Origin of the sequence: Palleronia pontilimi (assembly GCF_016412875.1) — a bacterium.
In the GTDB taxonomy this organism is placed as follows: domain Bacteria; phylum Pseudomonadota; class Alphaproteobacteria; order Rhodobacterales; family Rhodobacteraceae; genus Palleronia; species Palleronia pontilimi.
The window spans coordinates 81,878-98,819 of the sequence record NZ_JAEKPD010000006.1; the positions used below are offsets into that span (position 1 = coordinate 81,878).

18 protein-coding genes are annotated in these 16,942 nt (G+C 68.9%); 12 read left to right on the top strand and 6 right to left on the bottom strand.

Annotated elements, in window-relative coordinates; all coding sequences use genetic code 11:
- Nucleotides 1-60 precede the first annotated feature (60 nt).
- The 3 genes from leuD to ILP92_RS06625 are packed head-to-tail and all read right to left on the bottom strand — an operon-like array spanning nucleotide 61 to nucleotide 2,833.
- Nucleotides 61-651 carry a 3-isopropylmalate dehydratase small subunit gene (gene leuD, locus ILP92_RS06615; protein WP_198915589.1) on the bottom strand — a complete coding sequence of 197 codons (591 nt, stop codon included), beginning with the start codon at nucleotides 649-651 and terminating at the stop codon, nucleotides 61-63.
- Entirely contained in the window at nucleotides 651-2,036 is a 1,386-nt protein-coding gene (gene leuC / locus ILP92_RS06620) for a 3-isopropylmalate dehydratase large subunit (RefSeq protein ID WP_198915590.1), read from the bottom strand. The genes leuD and leuC overlap by 1 nt, the downstream gene beginning before the upstream one ends.
- Complete coding sequence (locus ILP92_RS06625; protein ID WP_198915591.1) at nucleotides 2,033-2,833, bottom strand: GntR family transcriptional regulator; 801 nt, start codon at nucleotides 2,831-2,833, stop codon at nucleotides 2,033-2,035. The genes leuC and ILP92_RS06625 overlap by 4 nt, the downstream gene beginning before the upstream one ends.
- A 139-nt stretch (nucleotides 2,834-2,972) precedes the next feature.
- On the opposite strand from ILP92_RS06625, the gene ILP92_RS06630 reads away from it, so the two are divergent.
- From ILP92_RS06630 to ILP92_RS06655, 6 genes are read left to right on the top strand one after another with little or no spacing between them, the layout of a single operon-like run.
- Entirely contained in the window at nucleotides 2,973-3,398 is a 426-nt protein-coding gene (locus tag ILP92_RS06630; protein WP_368667848.1) for a nuclear transport factor 2 family protein, read from the top strand.
- The gene (locus ILP92_RS06635; protein ID WP_198915592.1) at nucleotides 3,395-5,092 is read left to right on the top strand and encodes a hydantoinase B/oxoprolinase family protein; all 1,698 of its coding nucleotides are present in this window, start codon (nucleotides 3,395-3,397) and stop codon (nucleotides 5,090-5,092) included. Before ILP92_RS06630 ends, ILP92_RS06635 begins: the two co-directional genes overlap by 4 nt.
- Entirely contained in the window at nucleotides 5,089-7,158 is a 2,070-nt protein-coding gene (locus ILP92_RS06640) for a hydantoinase/oxoprolinase family protein (protein WP_198915593.1), read from the top strand. The genes ILP92_RS06635 and ILP92_RS06640 overlap by 4 nt, the downstream gene beginning before the upstream one ends.
- Entirely contained in the window at nucleotides 7,155-7,766 is a 612-nt protein-coding gene (locus ILP92_RS06645; RefSeq protein ID WP_198915594.1) for a cysteine hydrolase family protein, read from the top strand. Before ILP92_RS06640 ends, ILP92_RS06645 begins: the two co-directional genes overlap by 4 nt.
- A complete protein-coding gene (locus ILP92_RS06650) occupies nucleotides 7,766-8,632 on the top strand; it encodes an isocitrate lyase/PEP mutase family protein (protein ID WP_198915595.1) in 867 nt (288 codons plus the stop codon). Before ILP92_RS06645 ends, ILP92_RS06650 begins: the two co-directional genes overlap by 1 nt.
- Nucleotides 8,625-9,986 carry an FAD-dependent oxidoreductase gene (locus ILP92_RS06655; RefSeq protein WP_198915596.1) on the top strand — a complete coding sequence of 454 codons (1,362 nt, stop codon included), beginning with the start codon at nucleotides 8,625-8,627 and terminating at the stop codon, nucleotides 9,984-9,986. Before ILP92_RS06650 ends, ILP92_RS06655 begins: the two co-directional genes overlap by 8 nt.
- Before the next feature lie 5 nt (nucleotides 9,987-9,991).
- Here ILP92_RS06655 and irr read toward each other — a convergent pair whose 3' ends face one another.
- Nucleotides 9,992-10,429: a Fur family transcriptional regulator Irr gene (irr, locus tag ILP92_RS06660; RefSeq protein WP_198915597.1), complete on the bottom strand. Its 438-nt coding sequence runs from the start codon at nucleotides 10,427-10,429 to the stop codon at nucleotides 9,992-9,994.
- A 134-nt stretch (nucleotides 10,430-10,563) separates the two neighbouring features.
- Here irr and fabA point away from each other — a divergent pair, with 134 nt between their 5' ends.
- Nucleotides 10,564-11,073 (top strand): bifunctional 3-hydroxydecanoyl-ACP dehydratase/trans-2-decenoyl-ACP isomerase, encoded by a 510-nt coding sequence (gene fabA / locus ILP92_RS06665; RefSeq protein WP_198915598.1) that lies wholly within the window; start codon nucleotides 10,564-10,566, stop codon nucleotides 11,071-11,073.
- 3 nt (nucleotides 11,074-11,076) lie between these two features.
- Here fabA and ILP92_RS06670 read toward each other — a convergent pair whose 3' ends face one another.
- A complete protein-coding gene (locus tag ILP92_RS06670) occupies nucleotides 11,077-11,610 on the bottom strand; it encodes a hypothetical protein (protein ID WP_198915599.1) in 534 nt (177 codons plus the stop codon).
- 94 nt (nucleotides 11,611-11,704) lie between these two features.
- Between ILP92_RS06670 and fabB the strand changes: the two genes are divergently transcribed.
- Nucleotides 11,705-12,931: a beta-ketoacyl-ACP synthase I gene (fabB, locus tag ILP92_RS06675; protein WP_198915600.1), complete on the top strand. Its 1,227-nt coding sequence runs from the start codon at nucleotides 11,705-11,707 to the stop codon at nucleotides 12,929-12,931.
- Nucleotides 12,932-12,935: 4 nt separating this feature from the next.
- A complete protein-coding gene (locus tag ILP92_RS06680; protein ID WP_198915601.1) occupies nucleotides 12,936-13,724 on the top strand; it encodes an enoyl-ACP reductase FabI in 789 nt (262 codons plus the stop codon).
- Between the two features lie 39 nt (nucleotides 13,725-13,763).
- Here ILP92_RS06680 and ILP92_RS06685 read toward each other — a convergent pair whose 3' ends face one another.
- On the bottom strand, nucleotides 13,764-14,198 hold the full coding sequence (locus ILP92_RS06685) for an FKBP-type peptidyl-prolyl cis-trans isomerase (protein WP_198915602.1): 435 nt from the start codon (nucleotides 14,196-14,198) through the stop codon (nucleotides 13,764-13,766).
- 225 nt (nucleotides 14,199-14,423) lie between these two features.
- Here ILP92_RS06685 and ILP92_RS06690 point away from each other — a divergent pair, with 225 nt between their 5' ends.
- From ILP92_RS06690 to ILP92_RS06700, 3 genes are read left to right on the top strand one after another with little or no spacing between them, the layout of a single operon-like run.
- Nucleotides 14,424-15,113 (top strand): haloacid dehalogenase type II, encoded by a 690-nt coding sequence (locus tag ILP92_RS06690; RefSeq protein WP_198915603.1) that lies wholly within the window; start codon nucleotides 14,424-14,426, stop codon nucleotides 15,111-15,113.
- The gene (locus tag ILP92_RS06695) at nucleotides 15,106-15,924 is read left to right on the top strand and encodes an alpha/beta fold hydrolase (RefSeq protein ID WP_198915604.1); all 819 of its coding nucleotides are present in this window, start codon (nucleotides 15,106-15,108) and stop codon (nucleotides 15,922-15,924) included. The genes ILP92_RS06690 and ILP92_RS06695 overlap by 8 nt, the downstream gene beginning before the upstream one ends.
- The gene (locus tag ILP92_RS06700) at nucleotides 15,921-16,889 is read left to right on the top strand and encodes a threonine ammonia-lyase (RefSeq protein WP_198915605.1); all 969 of its coding nucleotides are present in this window, start codon (nucleotides 15,921-15,923) and stop codon (nucleotides 16,887-16,889) included. Before ILP92_RS06695 ends, ILP92_RS06700 begins: the two co-directional genes overlap by 4 nt.
- The last annotated feature ends 53 nt before the right edge of the window (nucleotides 16,890-16,942 follow it).

Consider the following 16,942-nt stretch of genomic DNA (forward strand, 5'->3'; position numbering starts at 1 on the left):
CCTTGCTATGCGCCCCCGGTGTCGTCCGGGGATCTTGGGTTCGCTGTCGGATCTTGCGGGTCACGATGCCCCGTCGGGCCAGGCCCAGGAAGCGGTTTTTGCGCGGGTCTTGCGGTAGGCCGCGATGGCGTCCGCGTGGGCGCGGGTGAGGTCGATATCGTCCCAGCCGTTGACCAGCTTTTCGCGCCAGATCTTCGGCAGATCGAACGCGTAGGTCTTGCCGTCGATCGTCAGCGTTCCGCCGTCCAGATCGACCCGCGCGGATGCCGTGCCGTCGCCCAGCGCGTCGAGGATGGCGCCCGCGTCTGGGATCGCGGCGGGCAGCAGGCCGTTATTGACCGCGTTGCCCGCGAAGATGTCGGCGAAGCTTTCGGCCACGACGACGCGGATGCCCGCATCGACCAGCGCGTAGACCGCCGCCTCGCGCGACGAGCCGCAGCCGAAATTGGGGCCCGCCACCAGCACGCTGGCGTCGGGGTGGCGGTCGAGCGGGAAGTCGGGATCGCCGTCGCGCAGGTCGGCGAAAAGGTATCCGCCGTATCCTTCGGCGCGGCTGGCGGACATGAAGCGCGCGGGGATCACCTGGTCGGTGTCGACATTGGCGCGCGGCAGGGCCACCGCCTTGCCGTTATGGGTGGTCCAGCCCGCCATCACAGGAACTCCCGCGCGTCGGTCAGATGGCCCGTGACCGCCGCGGCGGCGACCATCACGGGCGACATGATGTGGGTGCGCGCGCCGCGCCCCTGGCGGCCGCGGAAGTTGCGGTTGGTGGACGACGCGCAACGGTTGCCAGCGGGCACGGTGTCGCCGTTCATGCCGACGCACATGGAGCAGCCCGAGGCGACCCAGTCGAGGCCTGCGTCGGTGAAGATCCGGTCGAGCCCTTCGCGTTCGGCCTGCGCGCGCACCAGCATCGAGCCGGGCGAGACGATGCCCGGAACCTTCGCGCGGCGGCCCTTCAGGATGGCGGCGGCGGCGCGCAGGTCCTCGATCCGGGCGTTGGTGCAGGAGCCCAGGAACACCTGGTCCACCGCGATATCGCTGAGCTTCTGGCCGGGCACCAGGTCCATGTAATCCAGCGCCTCGCGCGCGGCCTTGACGCGCGCGCCGTCGAAGCTGTCGGGGTCTGGCACGGTGCCGGTGATCGGCAGCGCCTGTTCGGGCGTCGTGCCCCAGGTGACCGTGGGCGCGATATCGCCCGCGTCGATGCGCACCTCGCGGTCGAAATCGGCGCCCGCGTCCGAGGCCAGCGCGCGCCAGTCCTGCACCGCCGCGTCCCAGGCGTCGTCCTTGGGGGCGAAGGGGCGACCGTCGAGATATGCGAAGGTGGTGTCGTCGGGGGCCACCATGCCGAAGCGCGCGCCGCCCTCGATGGACAGGTTGCAGAGTGTCATGCGCCCTTCCATCGACAGGGCGCGGATGGTCGATCCGGCGTATTCCACCGCGTGGCCCGTGGCGCCCCCGGTGCCGAGCTTGGCGATCCAGTGCAGCGCGATGTCCTTGGCGGTGACGCCCTTGGGCAGCGCGCCCTCGACCGTGATCCGCATGGATCGGGGCCGGGTCTGCCAGATCGTCTGGGTGGCCAGCACGTGGGCCACCTGGGTCGCGCCGATCCCGAAGGCCAGCGCGCCGAAGGCACCGTGGGTCGAGGTGTGGCTGTCGCCGCAATTGATCAGAAGGCCCGGCAGGGTGATCCCCTGCTCGGGGCCGATGACGTGGACGATGCCCTGCCGCGGGTCGCGCAGGCCGAACAGGCGAATGCCGTGCGCGTCGGTGTTGCGGGACAGCCGATCCAGCATCTTGGCCACGTCGGCGTTGTCCACGTGGTCGCGGTGGCGCGTGGGCGCGTAGTGGTCGGCGACGCCAAAGGTCAGCTCGGGCGCGGCCACGGGCAGGTCGCGCTCGGCCAGCTTGGCGAAGGCGTGGTGCGAGCCTTCGTGGACCAGGTGGCGGTCGACCCAGAGCAGCGACGCGCCTTCGTCATTGGTCAGGATCTCGTGCGCGTCCCACAGCTTGTCGAGCATCGTGACGCTCATGGCGCGCCCTCGGCCCCGCGGTCGCCGACGACCGGTTCCCAGTGGCGCGCGGACCCTTTGCCCACCCGGCTCAGCGACATTTCCAGCTTGAACCGGTCGGGCCTGTAGAGCGCCGACAGGTATTCGACCACGCGCTGATCGTCGTCCCGGACGATCCGGTTGAGCGACATCAGCGCCGTCCCTGTGGCGACGCCCAGCGCATCCGCGACCTCGGGGCCCGCAAGGGTCGCGCTGACGGATTGGTGGGCGGCCGCGACGACGACGCCCGAGCGTTCGAGCAGCTGGTAAAGCGGGGTCCCGGCCAGGTCGGCTTCGGAATAGTTGGCGGCGATGTCTTCGGGCACGAAGGTGGTCAGGTGCGAAAACGGAGCACCATCCACCAGCCGGACGCGCACGGCCATCTGCACCCGCGCGCCGGGCGCGATCCCCATCTCGCGGGCGATGCGGTCGGGCGGCGTGTCGTAGGAAAACGACAGCAGCCGGGCCGAATGCTGCCCCATGCTGACCAGCTGCGGGATCAGCGTGCTCATGTCGGCGGACATTGCAGCCGTTGCGGGCGCGGCCAGGACGCGAGTGCCGCTGCCCGCGCGGCGGTCGATCAGGCCGTCCCGCTCGAGCGCGTCCAGGGCGCGGCGGACGGTGACGCGGCTGACCTGGTAGGTATCGGTCATGGCATGCTCGCCCGGCAACAGCGCGCCGGGGCCGTGCGCGCCGGACGCGATGGCGTCGCGCAGCAGCAGATAGACCCTGCGGGCCTTCCCCCCTTCCGGCAACTCGTGTCGCGCGTCGTCTGGCATAAGCGCTCCTGTGCTGTGCAACAGCGTAACGGGCGGGATCGGGAAGGCAACATATTTGTATCGCCCGGACCCACTTATTTGTTCTTTATTATCGAAATTATCTGTCTTATGAAAGATACATCTGAACAGGGAGGCGTCCGTGCCAGAACTGAATGCCCACCCGGCCGACGGCGACGGTGCCAAGACCCGCGCGGCCCCGCCCGACCCGGTGGCGGTCGTGAAGGACTACTTGCGCGCCATGGAGGCGCGCGACCTCGACGCGGCGCGCGCGCATCTTGCGCCCGGTTTCACGATGACCTTCCCGGGCGCGGCCCCGATGACCAATCTGGACGAGCTTATCGCCTGGTCGCGGCCCCGATACGCCCACGTCGCCAAGACCATCGACGGGACCGATCTGTGCGCGGCCCGGGGCACATCGGTCGTCTTCGTGCGCGGCACGCTGCACGGCGCGTGGCCCGACGGCACCCCCTTCGACGGCATCCGCTTCATCGACCGGTTCGAGCTGGAGGGCGGCAGGATCACCCGGCAGGATGTGTGGAACGACATCGCCGAGGTGCGCCCGTGACCGAAGGACCGCTCGACCCCATCACGCTGGCGGTGCTCGCGGGCCGGATGGAGCAGATCGCGGACGAGATGGACGCCACCCTGTTCCGCGCCGCCTTCAACCCGATCATCGCCGAGGCGCATGACGCGTCGCACGGGCTTTACCACGCGCAAACCGGCGACACGCTGGTGCAGGGGAAATCCGGCCTGCCGATCTTCGTGGGCGTCATGTCCTTCGCCGTGAAGGCCGTGATCGACAAGGTGGCCGAGACCGGGCGCGCGCCGCAGGACGGCGACATCTGGATCTTCAACGACGCCCATATCGGCGGCACGCATCTGAACGACATGCGGCTCGTGCGGCCCTATTTCCGGGACGGGCGGTTGTTCTGCTGGCTCGCCTCGGTCGGGCACTGGCACGATCTGGGTGGCGGTGCCCCGGGCAACTACAACCCGGCGGCCAAGGATGTCTTCCAGGAAGCCTTCGTGCTGCCGCCGGTAATGCTGGCGCGCGGCGGCGAGGTGGACCAGGGGATCATCGACATCATCCTTCGCAACACCCGTCTGCCGCAATCGGCAGAGGGCGATCTGAACGGCCAGTTGGGTGCGCTGGACCTGGGTGTGAAGCGGATGGACGAGCTGCTGGACAGCTACGGCGCCGATGCGGTGTCCGGTGCGCTGCGGGCGCTGTCGGACCGGGCCGAGACGCTGATGCGCGAGGAGCTGAAGGGCCTGCCGGACGGCGTGTGGGAGGCCGAGGATTTCCTGGACAATGACGGCATCACCGACGCGCCCCTGAAGATCCGCGTGCGTCTTGAAATCTCGGGCGACCGGATGAGCCTGGACTTCGCGGGCAGCGCGCCGCAATGCCTCGGCCCCGTGAACATCGCGCGGCCGACGGCGGTGGCGACGGCCTACGTGGCGATCAAGCACATTTTCCCGAGCCTGCCCGCCAATGCGGGCGTCATGCGGCCCATCGACGTGAAGATCCCCGAAGGATCGATCCTGTCGGCCGCGTTTCCCGCGCCCGTGGGAGGCTACACCGAAACGATCCTGCGGATGATCGACGTGATCTTCGCCGCCGCAGCAGGGGCCGCGCCCGACCGGGTGGTGGCCAACGCCTATGGCACGATCAACGCGCTGTCGATCGCCGGGCGGCGCAAGGATGGCAGCCAGTGGGTCATGTTCAGCTTCTACGGCGGCGGGCATGGCGGATCGTCGGACTCGGACGGGCTGAACCACGGCAGCGCGCCGATCTCCACCGCGACGATCCCGCCCATGGAGATCCTGGAAGCGGCCTATCCGGTGATGTTCCGGCAATGGGCGCTGCGCCCCGGTTCGGGCGGCGCGGGGGCGCATCGGGGCGGCTTGGGCGCGATCTACGAGATCGAGGTGCTGGAGGAAAACGGCGCCGAGGCGTTCCTGTTCGGCGAGCGGGGCAAGCACGCGCCCAAGGGCGTGGCGGGCGGCGGCGATGCGGCGATGAACGTGTTTTCGTATGAGCAGGATGACGGCTGGCACGCGCCGCCCATGGTGTCGAAGATGCGCGGTATCGGGTTGAAGCAGGGCCAGGCGGTGCGGCTGGAGACACCTGGCGGGGGCGGCTACGGCGCGCCCGCGGATCGCAGCGCCGACGCCATCGCCCGCGACGTGGAACGGGGATTGCTGAGCGCGGACGACGCCGAGCGGCTGTACGGCTGGACCGGGGGCGCGGCATGAGCGGGGCCAAGCGGATGATCGGCGTCGACGTGGGCGGCACCTTCACGGACGTGTTCTTCCTGGACGAGGATGCGGGGCTGGCCAGCGTCGCCAAGGTGCCCACCACCCGGCCCGACCAGTCGGGCGGGTTCCTAGAAGGCATCCGCCAGCAGGCCCCGGACCTGGGCGCGATCTCGGCGGTGATCCACGGGACCACCGCGGGCACCAACGCGCTGCTGGAGCGCAAGGGCGCGCGGGTCGGTGTCGTGACGACCGAAGGTTTGCGCGACGTGCTGGAAATGCGCCGCCGCGACCGTCCCCGCACCTGGGGTCTGCGCGGCGAATTCGAGCCTGTGGTGCCGCGCGATTTGCGGCTGGAAGTGCCCGAACGCACGCTGGCCGATGGCACGGTTCGCACGCCGGTGGACCTGGACGCGGTGCGCGACGCGGGCCGGACGCTGCTGGAGGCGGGCTGCGAGGCGATCGTGGTGCTGTTCGCCAACAGCTACGCCAACCCCGACAACGAAGCGCGGGCCGTGGCGGCCCTGCGGGAGATGTGGCCCAACCCGCATGTCTCGGCCTCGTCCGAGATCCTGCCGGAGATCCGCGAGTTCGAGCGGTTCTCGACCACCGCGCTCAACGCCTATCTACAGCCCGAGGTGTCGGGATATATCGACCGGCTGGACACCGCCTTGCGCGACGGCGGGTTCGGGTCGGAGTTCATGATCGTACAATCCAACGGCGGCGCGATGGACGTGGGCACCGCCTGCCGCCTGCCCGTGCGCACGGCGCTGTCGGGACCGGCGGCGGGCGTCATCGCGGCGGCGCATATCGCGACCGAGGCGGGGTTTCCGGACGTCATCACCGGCGACATGGGGGGCACCAGCTTCGACGTGTCGCTGGTGGCCGACGGACGGTCCATGCTGGCGCCGCAAACCTCGATCGATTTCGGCATGGTGGTGCGCACGCCGATGATCGAGATCACGACGATCGGTGCGGGCGGCGGATCCATCGCGTGGGTCGACAAGGGGGGCTTGCTGAATATCGGCCCCGAAAGCGCGGGCTCGACCCCCGGCCCCGTCGCCTACGGGCAGGGCAACGACCGGCCCACGGTGACCGACGCCAGCGTGGTGCTGGGCCGGATCGACGCCGAGCATCCCATCGGCGGCAAGCTGGACCGGCTGGACGTGGACGCCGCGCGGCGGGCCATCGACGCGCATGTGGGCAACACGCTGGGCCTGGATACCGAAGCGGCGGCCGAGGCGATCCTGCGCGTCGCCAACAGCCGCATGGCGGGCGCGATCCGGCTGGTGTCGGTCGAGCGCGGCTTCGATCCCAAGACCTTCGCCTTCATGCCCTTCGGCGGCGGCGGCGCGCTGCACGCGGGTGCGATGCTGGACGAGGTCGGCATCGGCCGCGCCATCGTGCCGCGCTATCCCGGCGTGACCTCGGCGCTCGGATGCGTCATCGCGGATATGCGGCAGGATTTCGTGCAGACGGTGAACGCCACGGTCGACGCGCTGGACACCGACGCGCTGGGCCGCTTCATGCAGGGCCACGTGGAGGGCGGCATGGCGATCCTGGACGCGACCGAGACCCGGTTCGAGGCGCGCGAAACTCGGTTCGAGCTGGACATGGCCTATGTGGGCCAGACCCACACCGTGTCGGTTCCGATCCCGGTGACGGTGGTGGATGGCAAGGTGGCCCCGCCCACGCGCGACGAGATCCGCGACGCGTTCGATGCGGCCTATCACGCGGCCTACGGGCGGCTGCTGAAATCCGGCACGCGGCGGGTGATGAACCTGCGCTCGGCCGTGATCGGCAAGCGGCCCAAGTTCGACCTGAGGACGCTGGCACCCCAGGGCGGGACCGTGGAGGCGGCCAGGAAGGGCACCCGCCGCGTGCATTTCGGCGACGCCTGGCACGACACGGCGATCTATGACCGGCTGGCGCTGCCGGTGGATGCGGTGGTGGACGGCCCCGCGATCCTGGAGCAGGCCGACACGACCGTGCTGATCGAGCCCGACTTGACCGGCCGCGTTGACCGGTTCGGCAACACCATCATCACCCGGAAGGACGCACCATGAGCGGCCAAATTGATCCCGCGCGCACGGCGCTTCTGACCATCGACCTGCAGAACGATTTCCTGCATCCCGACGGCGCCTACGGACGCGCGGGACAGGGATCGGACGCCATCGCCGCCCTGCCCGACCGGATCGCGCCGGTGCGCGACGCTTTGCGCAAGGCGGGCGGGATCTACGTCTCGGCGCAGTTCACGCTGGTGCCCATGCCCGACGGCGCGCCGCTGATCTCGCCGCACCTGGCCAAGCTGCGGCCGTTCCTGACAAAGGGCGACTTCGCGCCCGGCCAGTTCGGGCACGCGCTGGTCGAGACGCTGGCGCCTGCCGACTACACGGTGGAAAAGGTCGCCTATTCCGCCTTCTACCAGACCCGGCTGGAATTCATCCTGCGCAAGCTGGGGGTCGACAGGATCCTGCTGGGCGGGATCGTGACCAATGGCGGCGTGGCGTCCACGCTGCGCGACGCCCATCTGCGCGACATCGACACTGTGCTGCTGACCGACGGCTGCGCGGCGTTCAGGCCCGAGGTGCACGACGCCACGGTGCTGTCGCTGGGATCCCTGGGCAGCCAGATGACCTGCGCGGACGCCGTCGCGGCGCTGGAGGCCGCGTGATGGGCTTGCGCGACAGGCTGGCCGCCGACGAGATCCTGGTGGCGCCCGGCGTCTATGACGGGCTGACGGCGGCGCTGGCGAGCCAGGCAGGGTTCGAGGCGCTGTACCTGTCGGGCGCTGCGGTGGCCTATACCCGGCTGGGTCGGCCCGACATCGGCCTGAGCACGTCGTCCGAGATGGCCGACACCATGGCGCTGATCGCCGACCGGGTGGCGCTGCCGGTCATCATCGACGCGGATACCGGCTTCGGCAACGCGCTGAACGCGCAGCGGACCATGCGGCTTTACGAGCGCGCGGGCGCGAGCGCGCTGCAGGTCGAGGATCAGACCTATCCCAAACGCTGCGGCCACCTGTCGGACAAGACATTGATCCCGCGGTCGGAAATGGCGGGCAAGATTGCCGCCATGGCCGATGCGCGGGCCAGCGACGACACGCTGATCATCGCGCGCACCGACGCCATCGCGGTCGAAGGCTTTGATGCCGCGTTGGAGCGGGCCGAGGCCTACGTGACGGCGGGGGCGGATGCGCTGTTCATCGAAGCGCCGCGCTCGCGGGACCAGATGACGCGTATCACGGACCAGTTCGCAGGCCGCCTGCCCCTGCTGGCCAACATGGTCGAAGGCGGTGCCACGCCGATCTCGACCGCGTCCGAGCTGCAGGAACTGGGCTTTTCCATCGCCATCTTCCCCGGCGGGATCGTGCGGGCGCTGGCGCGCACGGCGCAGGACTATTACGCCAGCCTGCACGCGCACGGCTCGAACACGCCGTTCAAGCAGCGCATGTTCGATTTCGACGGGCTGAACGACGTGATCGGCACCGACGCCATGCTGGCCGAAGGCCGGAAATGGGAGGGCGCGGATGGCTGACGTCCAGCCGAGCCCAGACGCGTTCGACTTCGAGGTCGAGACGCTGATCGTGGGCGCGGGCGCCTGCGGGCTGGTGGCGGCGCTGGCGGCGCGGGATGCGGGCCAGCAGGTGCTGGTGATCGAGGCCGACGCGGTGCCCCAGGGCTCGACCGCGCTGTCGGCGGGGCTGATCCCGGCGGCGGGCACGCGGTTCCAGAAGGCCGCGGGCATCGATGACGACCCGGCCATGTTCGCGCGCGACATCCAGGCCAAGGCCCATGGCGAGAACGATCCGGTATTAGTGGACGCCATGGCGACAGGCGCGGGGCCGGTGGTGGAATGGCTGGCGGACCGCTTCGGCCTGCCCTTCTCGGTGGTGGAGAATTTCGACTATCCCGGACATTCGCGCCGCCGGATGCATGGGCTGCCGTCGCGGGCGGGACGCGAGCTGATCGACCGGTTGCGCCAGGCGGCCGAGGGCGAAGGCATCGACATCATCTGCGAACGCCGCGCCCGGACGCTGTTCGCGGATGGGCGGCGGATCACCGGCATCGCCATGACGCGCCCCGATGGCGGGGTCGAGACGGTGGGCTGCGGGAAGCTTATCCTGGCCTGCAACGGCTTCGGCGGCAATCGCGACAAGGTGGCCGACCTGCTGCCCGGGATCAGCGACGCGCTGTGGTTCGGCCATGACGGCAACCGGGGCGAGGCGCTGGATTGGGGCGCGGCGCTGGGGGCGGCCACGCATCACCTGGGCGCCTACCAGGGTCACGGCAACGTCGCCCACCCCCACGGCATCCTGATCACATGGGCCGTCATCACCGAGGGCGGCGTGCAGGTGAACACGGAAGGCCAGCGGTTCTGGGACGAATCCCAGGGCTATTCCGAGGCCGCGCGCCAGGTCGTCGCCCAGCCCGGCGGCCTGGCGGTGACGATCTTCGACGCCCGCATCGCCGACATCGCCCGCCAGTTCGAGGATTTCCAGGCCGCCGAGGCGCAGGGCGCGGTCAAGAGCGCGGACACGCTCGACGCACTGGCCGCGGCGTTCGACCTTCCCGGCGACGCGCTGCGGGCGACGATGGATTCCCTGCCCGAGCGGGGCGTGGATGCTTTCGGGCGCGCCTGGCCGGGCGGGCAGGCCCTTGCGCCGCCTTACATGGGGGTGCGCGTCACCGGGGCGCTGTTCCACACCCAGGGCGGTCTGAGGACCGACGGGACGGGCCGGGTGATCGGCACCGACGGCGCGCCGTTTCCCAACCTGTTCGCGGCCGGGGGGGCCGCCTGCGGCGTGTCGGGATCGGGGGATTCGGGGTATCTCAGCGGCAACGGGTTGCTGGCGGCCGTGACGCTTGGCTACGCCGCGGGCCGGGCCTGAGCCGGTCAGGTGCGGCGCAGGCGGATCACCACGTCGACCGAGCTGATCTCGGTTCCTTCGGGGGCGTCGGGCAGCGACAGGATCTTCAGCTGGTCGGCGGGGGCATCGCTCAGCCGCGCCTCGTCCTCCCAGTAGAAATGCGGGTGGTCGTCCACGCGGGTGTCGAAATAGCTTTTCGAGCCTTCCACGTTCACTTCCTGCATCAGTCCCGCGTCGCAAAAGGCGCGCAGCGTGTTGTAGACGGTGGCGAGCGACACGGCCTCGCCCGCGTCGCGGCTGGCGGCGTGCAGACTTTCGGCCGTCACGTGACGGTCGTCCCCGTCGCCCACCAGCAGGGCCGCCAGCGACACGCGCTGACGGGTCGGGCGCAACTGGGCGCGGGCCAGCCAGCGGGCGCCACGTTCAAGCGCCGAAGACGGCAGCGGAAGATCTGAAGTGTCCATCACCGCTATATAGGGCACGCAAGGCGCTGTTTTCAATCCGCAATGGGGCCTGACGCTGCGCTTGCGCCGCCCGGACGCGCGATGATAGACCCCGTGAAGCCAATAATCGCCCGTATCGGAAGGGGTCCGCCCGCATGAGCCAAAATCCCACCAGCTTCGACCGTGACGACTTGCTGAAATGCGCGCGGGGCGAGTTGTTCGGCCCCGGCAATGCGCAGCTTCCCGAACCGCCGATGCTGATGATGGACCGGATCACCGACATCTCGGGCGATGGCGGCGCGCACGGCAAGGGCCATGTCGTGGCCGAGTTCGACATCCATCCGGACCTATGGTTCTTCGCGTGCCACTTCCCCGGCAACCCGATCATGCCGGGCTGCCTGGGGCTGGACGGGCTGTGGCAGCTGACCGGCTTCAACCTGGGCTGGCGCGGCTGGACGGGGCGCGGTTATGCGCTGGGCGTGGGCGAGGTCAAGCTGACCGGCATGGTGCGGCCCGATCGCAAGATGCTGACCTACAACGTGAATTTCACCAAGGCCGTGCAATCGCGCCGCCTGACCATGGGCGTCGCCGACGGCACCGTCCACGCGGATGGCGAGCTGATCTACCAGGTCAGCGGCATGAAGGTGGCGCTGAGCGAAAGCTAACTGCTACCAGCTGACCGTGGTCGGTCGAATTCTTTGTACGTCAACCCGTCGGCCCACATACTCGCCACGGAGCGCTGCGAACAGGTAGGGGGCAACGTCGTCCCAGACCGCAATTATGCGCTTGGCCTCTTCCAACGGCGCTTCTGCGGCACGCTTGCGTGTCGAGAAGCCACTGTTGCCCGACCAAGGCCAGAGATTCATCTTCGGCTGCGCCGCGAACCGTGTCGATCCCTGCACCAGCATCAGTCGCGACCAGTCGACCGGGTCGGTGCCGACATCCTGCACACAACTCACATCTTTCGGTGACGGGGATCTGTGGACCATTACGCTCGCTTCCTCGCTCGCGGGTCGGTAATTGATCTCGAAGTTGTCTATCCTCTGCGTCACATCAGGCCAAAGAAGATACCTGCTGTAATCCTGGTTGCCTGGATCCCAGCCCGGAATGTAGGCGGGATGAGGGATGAACCCCTCCGCCTCCGCACGTGCCCCGATGCGCTCGGCAATCTCGGAAAAGAATTTGCCGTTTTTCGATGCCATGCTCGTTTGGCCCACTTAATCCGTTGAAACTCTTTCGCCTTGCTACAGGGGATGCCGCTCTCATAATAGTCCGGAAACAATGGAAGGAGCGCCCATGCGCCGCGTCGTCGTCACCGGGTTGGGGATCGTGTCCCCCATCGGCAATTCCGCTGAAGAAGTCACCGCCGCCCTGAAGGCGGGCAAATCGGGGATCGAGGCCAGCGCTGAGATGGCCGAGCGCGGCTTTCGCAGCCAGATCGCGGGCACGCTGAAGATCGACGTTGCCGAGCACGTGGACAAGCGCACCCTGCGCTTCATGGGACCGGGCGCGGCTTACGCCCACATCGCCATGAGCCAGGCCATCGCCGATGCGGGGCTGACCGACGACATGGTGTCGAACGTGTCCACGGGCCTGATCGCGGGATCGGGCGGGCCGTCCACCAGCGCCATGTTCGACGCACACCAGACGGTGCTGGAAAAGGGCAGCCCCAAGCGGATCGGGCCGTTCGCAGTGCCCAAGTGCATGTCGTCAACGATCAGCGCGAACCTGTCGACGGCGTTCAAGATCAAGGGGATGAACTTCTCGATCACCTCGGCCTGCTCGACGTCGCTGCACTGCATCGGGATGGCCGCCCAGCAGATCCAGCTGGGCGCGCAGGACGTGATGTTCGCGGGCGGCGGCGAAGAGCTCGATTGGACGCTGTCGTGCCTGTTCGACGCCATGGGCGCGATGTCGTCCAAGTATAACGACACGCCGCAGAAGGCGTCGCGCGCCTTCGACAAGGATCGCGACGGCTTCGTCATCGCGGGCGGCGGCGGCATCGTGGTGCTGGAGTCGCTCGAACACGCGCAGGCGCGCGGCGCGAAGATCTACGCCGAGGTCACGGGCTTCGGCGCCACCAGCGACGGGCACGACATGGTGGCGCCTTCGGGCGAGGGCGGCGAGCGGGCGATGCGGCTGGCGCTGAGGGATGTCGACCCGGGACGCGTGGGCTATATCAACGCGCACGGCACCTCGACCCCGGTGGGCGACGTGGGCGAGGTCGAGGCGGTGCGCCGCACCTTCGGCGAGGGGAGCGCGCCGCCGATCAGCTCGACCAAGTCGATGACCGGCCACAGCCAGGGGGCCACCGGCGCGCAGGAAGCGATCTATTGCCTGCTGATGCTCGAGCATGACTTCATCGCGCCGTCGATCAACGTGGATACCTTGGACCCGGCCATCCACGCGGGCGAAATCGCGACGGCGCTGGTGGAAAACGCCGGGCTCGATACGGTGATGACCAATTCCTTCGGGTTCGGCGGCACCAACGGGTCCATGCTGCTCAGCAAGTTCAGGGAGTAGTCACATGGCCGATCTGATGAAGGGCAAGCGCGGGCTGATCATGGGCGTGGCCAACGAACGGTCCATCGCCTGGGGCATCGCACGCGCCATGGCCGACGAAGGGGCGGAGCTGGCGTTTTCCTACCAGGGCGAGGCGTTCGGCAAGCGGGTGGAGCCGCTGGCCGCGTCGGTCGGCAGCGACCTGCTGGTGGACGTGGACGTGACCGACGATGCCAGCATGGACGCGGCCTTCGCGCTGCTGAAGGACAAGTGGGGGCGCATGGATTTCGTCGTCCACGCCATCGCGTTTTCCGACAAGTCCGAGCTGACCGGGCGCTTCATCAACACGACCCGCGCGAATTTCCAGAACTCGCTGTCGATCAGCTGCTACTCGCTGATCGACGTGGCCCGCCGCGCGTCCGAGCTGATGCCAGACGGCGGCACGGTGCTGACGCTGACCTACCAGGGCTCGAACAAGGTCACCCCCTTCTACAACGTGATGGGCGTGGCGAAGGCGGCGCTGGAATCGGCGGTGCGCTACCTGGCCAACGACCTGGGCCGCGACGGCATCCGGGTGAACGCGATCTCGCCCGGGCCCATGAAGACGCTGGCGGGTGCCGCGATCGGCGGGGCGCGCAAGACGTTCAAGCACACCGACACCAACGCGCCGCTGGGCGGCAACGCCACGCTCGAGGCCGTGGGCGGCACGGCGGTCTACCTGGCGTCGGATTACGGGGCCTGCACGAGCGGAGAAATCATCCACGTGGATGGCGGCTTTCACGTCCTGGGGATGCCGCAGCCCGAGAACCTGTGATCGGGGGGGGCAAGGCGCCCGAAAGCGCCTTGCTGTTGTTCAGGCGGCCTTGATCGCCACGATCTCGACCGCGAAGGTCAGATCCTTGCCCGCAAGCGGGTGATTGGCGTCCAGCGTCACCTCGGTCTCGGTCGCGTCGGCGACCATGACGGGAACCGCCTGTCCGTCGGGGGTCTGCATCTGCAGCTGGGTGCCCGGCTCGGTCGGCAAGTCGTCGGGGAACTGGTCGCGCGGAACCGCCTGCACCCGGTTGGGATCATGGGCGCCGTACGCGTCGTCGGGCGCGACGGTCACGGTCTTCTTGTCGCCCACTTCCATGCCGGCGATCGCGCTGTCGAGACCGGGAATGATCATCCCCGAGCCCAGCGTGAACTCCAGCGGCGCGCGGCCTTCGGAGCTGTCGAACTGGGTGCCATCCGGCAGGCTGCCGGAATAGTGCATGGAAATCGTGTCGCCTTCTTTCGCCTGAGTCATAAAGTGTCCTTTGGTTTCAAGGGAAATTTGCCAAGCGCGCCGATCCCCGGCGCCGTGCCTGGTCGTGATGGGGCCCATTGCTGAACGCCCGAGCGCCGAATGTAAACCCCGGCCCCGAATCCGCCCCGCTTGCCGGAAGATCGCCGCTTTCGCGCCGGGCGGGGCAAGTCGCGCGACCTTTCCCCGCCGCGCGCTCTGTGGCAGGAGGAACCCGAGGAGGGCGCCATGGCGATCAAGATCTGCGTATTCGATGCCTACGGCACGCTGTTCGACGTGGCCTCGGCCGCGCGGCGGGCCGCCGATGAACCCGGGCGCGACGCCCTGCGCGCGGTCTGGCAGGATCTGGCGCGCGACTGGCGGCTGAAACAGCTGGAATATAGCTGGCTCAGGGCCGCGGCGGGGCGGCATTGCAGCTTCTGGCAGGTGACCCAGGACGGTCTGGACTGGGCGCTGGAGGCTTGCGGTCTGCAGGCGGACAAGAGCCTGCGCGAAAGGCTGCTGGCGCTTTACTGGGAATTGCAGGCCTACCCGGAAGTGCCCCGGATGCTCGCGACCCTGAAAGAGCGCGGCTTCGCGACCGCCATCCTGTCCAACGGGTCGCCGGACATGCTGGACGGCGCGGTGAGCTCGGCGGGCGTGGGGGCGTCCCTCGACGCGGTTCTGTCGGTCGAGGACGTGGGCGTCTTCAAGCCCGCGACGCCGGTCTACGACATGGTGGGCGCGCGCTTCGGCTGCGCGCCGGACGAGGTCCTGTTCGTGTCGTCGAACGGCTGGGACGCCGCGGCGGCGGCGGGCTACGGCTTCGTCACCGCCTGGGTCAACCGCGCGGGCGCGCCGACGGATCGGCTGTGGGCCGCACCGCATCACATCTTGCACGACCTGACACCCATACCGGAGATCGCCGCGAATGCCTGATTTCACCACGTCGGACGGTCTGCGACTGCATTACACCGATCGCGGCACCGGCCAGCCGATCCTGTGCCTGTCGGGCCTGACGCGCAACGCGACCGATTTCGACTACGTGGCCCCCCACCAGTCGGACGCGCGGCTGATCGCGCTGGATTACCGCGGCCGGGGCCAGTCGGACTGGGCCGATCCGGCCAGCTACACGATCCCGGTCGAGGCGCGCGACGTGGTCGAGCTGCTCGATCACCTGGAGCTTCAGCGCGCGCCGATCCTGGGCACGTCGCGGGGCGGGCTGATCGCGATGATGCTCTGCGCGACGGCGAAGGACCGCGTGGCGGGCGTGTGCCTGAACGACATCGGACCCGAGATCGCGCCCGAAGGCATCGCCGCCATCATGGCCTATATCGGCCGCAACCCGGTGCAAAAGACCCATGCCGAGGCCGCGGCCATGCGCGCCGAGCTGATGGCGGGATTCGCCAACGTGCCCCACGCGCGCTGGGTCGACGAGGTGGAAAAGCACTATCGGCAAACCGACGAGGGCCTGGTCATCAACTACGATCCCGGCCTGGCCGACACGGTGCGCGCGGGCGGGGCCCAGCCCGCGCCCGACCTGTGGCCGCTCTTCGATGCCATGGACGGTTTGCCCTTGGCCTGCATAAGGGGCGCGAATTCCAACCTGCTGGCGCCCGCCACGCTGGCCGAGATGCGCCGCCGCCGCCCCGACATGATCGTGGCCGAGGTGCCCGACCGCGGGCATGTGCCGTTCCTGGACGAGCCGCAGGCGCTGGCGGCCATCGCCGCCTGGAGGGCGCTGCTGTGAATATCGACGAGATCCACGCCGCCCGGGACCGGCTGGCGGGCCACGCGCGGCGGACGCCGCTGCTGAGCTCTCCCTTCCTGGACGAGCTTGCCGGTCGGCGGGTGCTGGTGAAGGCGGAATGCCTGCAGCATACCGGCAGCTTCAAGTTCCGCGGCGCGTGGTCGGCGATCAGCGCGCTGGATCCGGACGTCCGCGCGCGCGGCGTGCTGGCCTATTCGTCCGGCAACCACGCGCAGGGGGTCGCCCGCGCGGCGCAGATCCATGGCTGCCCCGCCGTCATCGTCATGCCCGCCGATGCGCCCGCGCTGAAGATCGCCAACACGCGCGGCTTCGGCGCCGAGGTGGTGCTTTACGATCGGGCCCGCGAAAGCCGCGAAGAGATCGGCGGCGCGCTGGCGTCCGAGCGCGGATTGACACTGATCCCGCCCTACGACCACCCGATGGTGATCGCGGGACAGGCCTCCTGCGGCATCGAGATCGCCGAGGATTTGCCGGACACGACCGCCGACGTGCTGGTCTGCTGCGGCGGCGGCGGGCTGACTTCGGGCATGGCGCTGGCGTTCGAACATCACGCGCCGGGCCTGCGCGTCCGCCCGACCGAGCCCGACGGCTTCGACGACATGGCCCGGTCGCTGCAGGCGGGCGAAATCCGGCGCAATTCCAGCACCACGGGCAGCATCTGCGACGCGATCCTGACCCCCGCGCCGGGCGATCTGACCTTTCCGATCCTGAACCGGTTGGCCGGACCGGGACTGACCGTCAGCGACGACCAGGCGATGCACGCCATGGCGCTGGCGTTCAAGCGGCTGAAGCTGGTGGCCGAGCCGGGCGGTGCTGTGGCGCTGGCCGCGGCATTGTTTCGCGCCGATGAAATCGTTGGCGACACGGTTGTTTGCGTTATCTCTGGGGGGAACGTCGATCCCGCCCTGTTCGCCGAGGCGCTTGGGAAATTCGGCGACGCTTGACCAAATAGAATAATTCCGCCCCTGTCTGTCGTCAGTTTCCGCCGTTAGCCTGC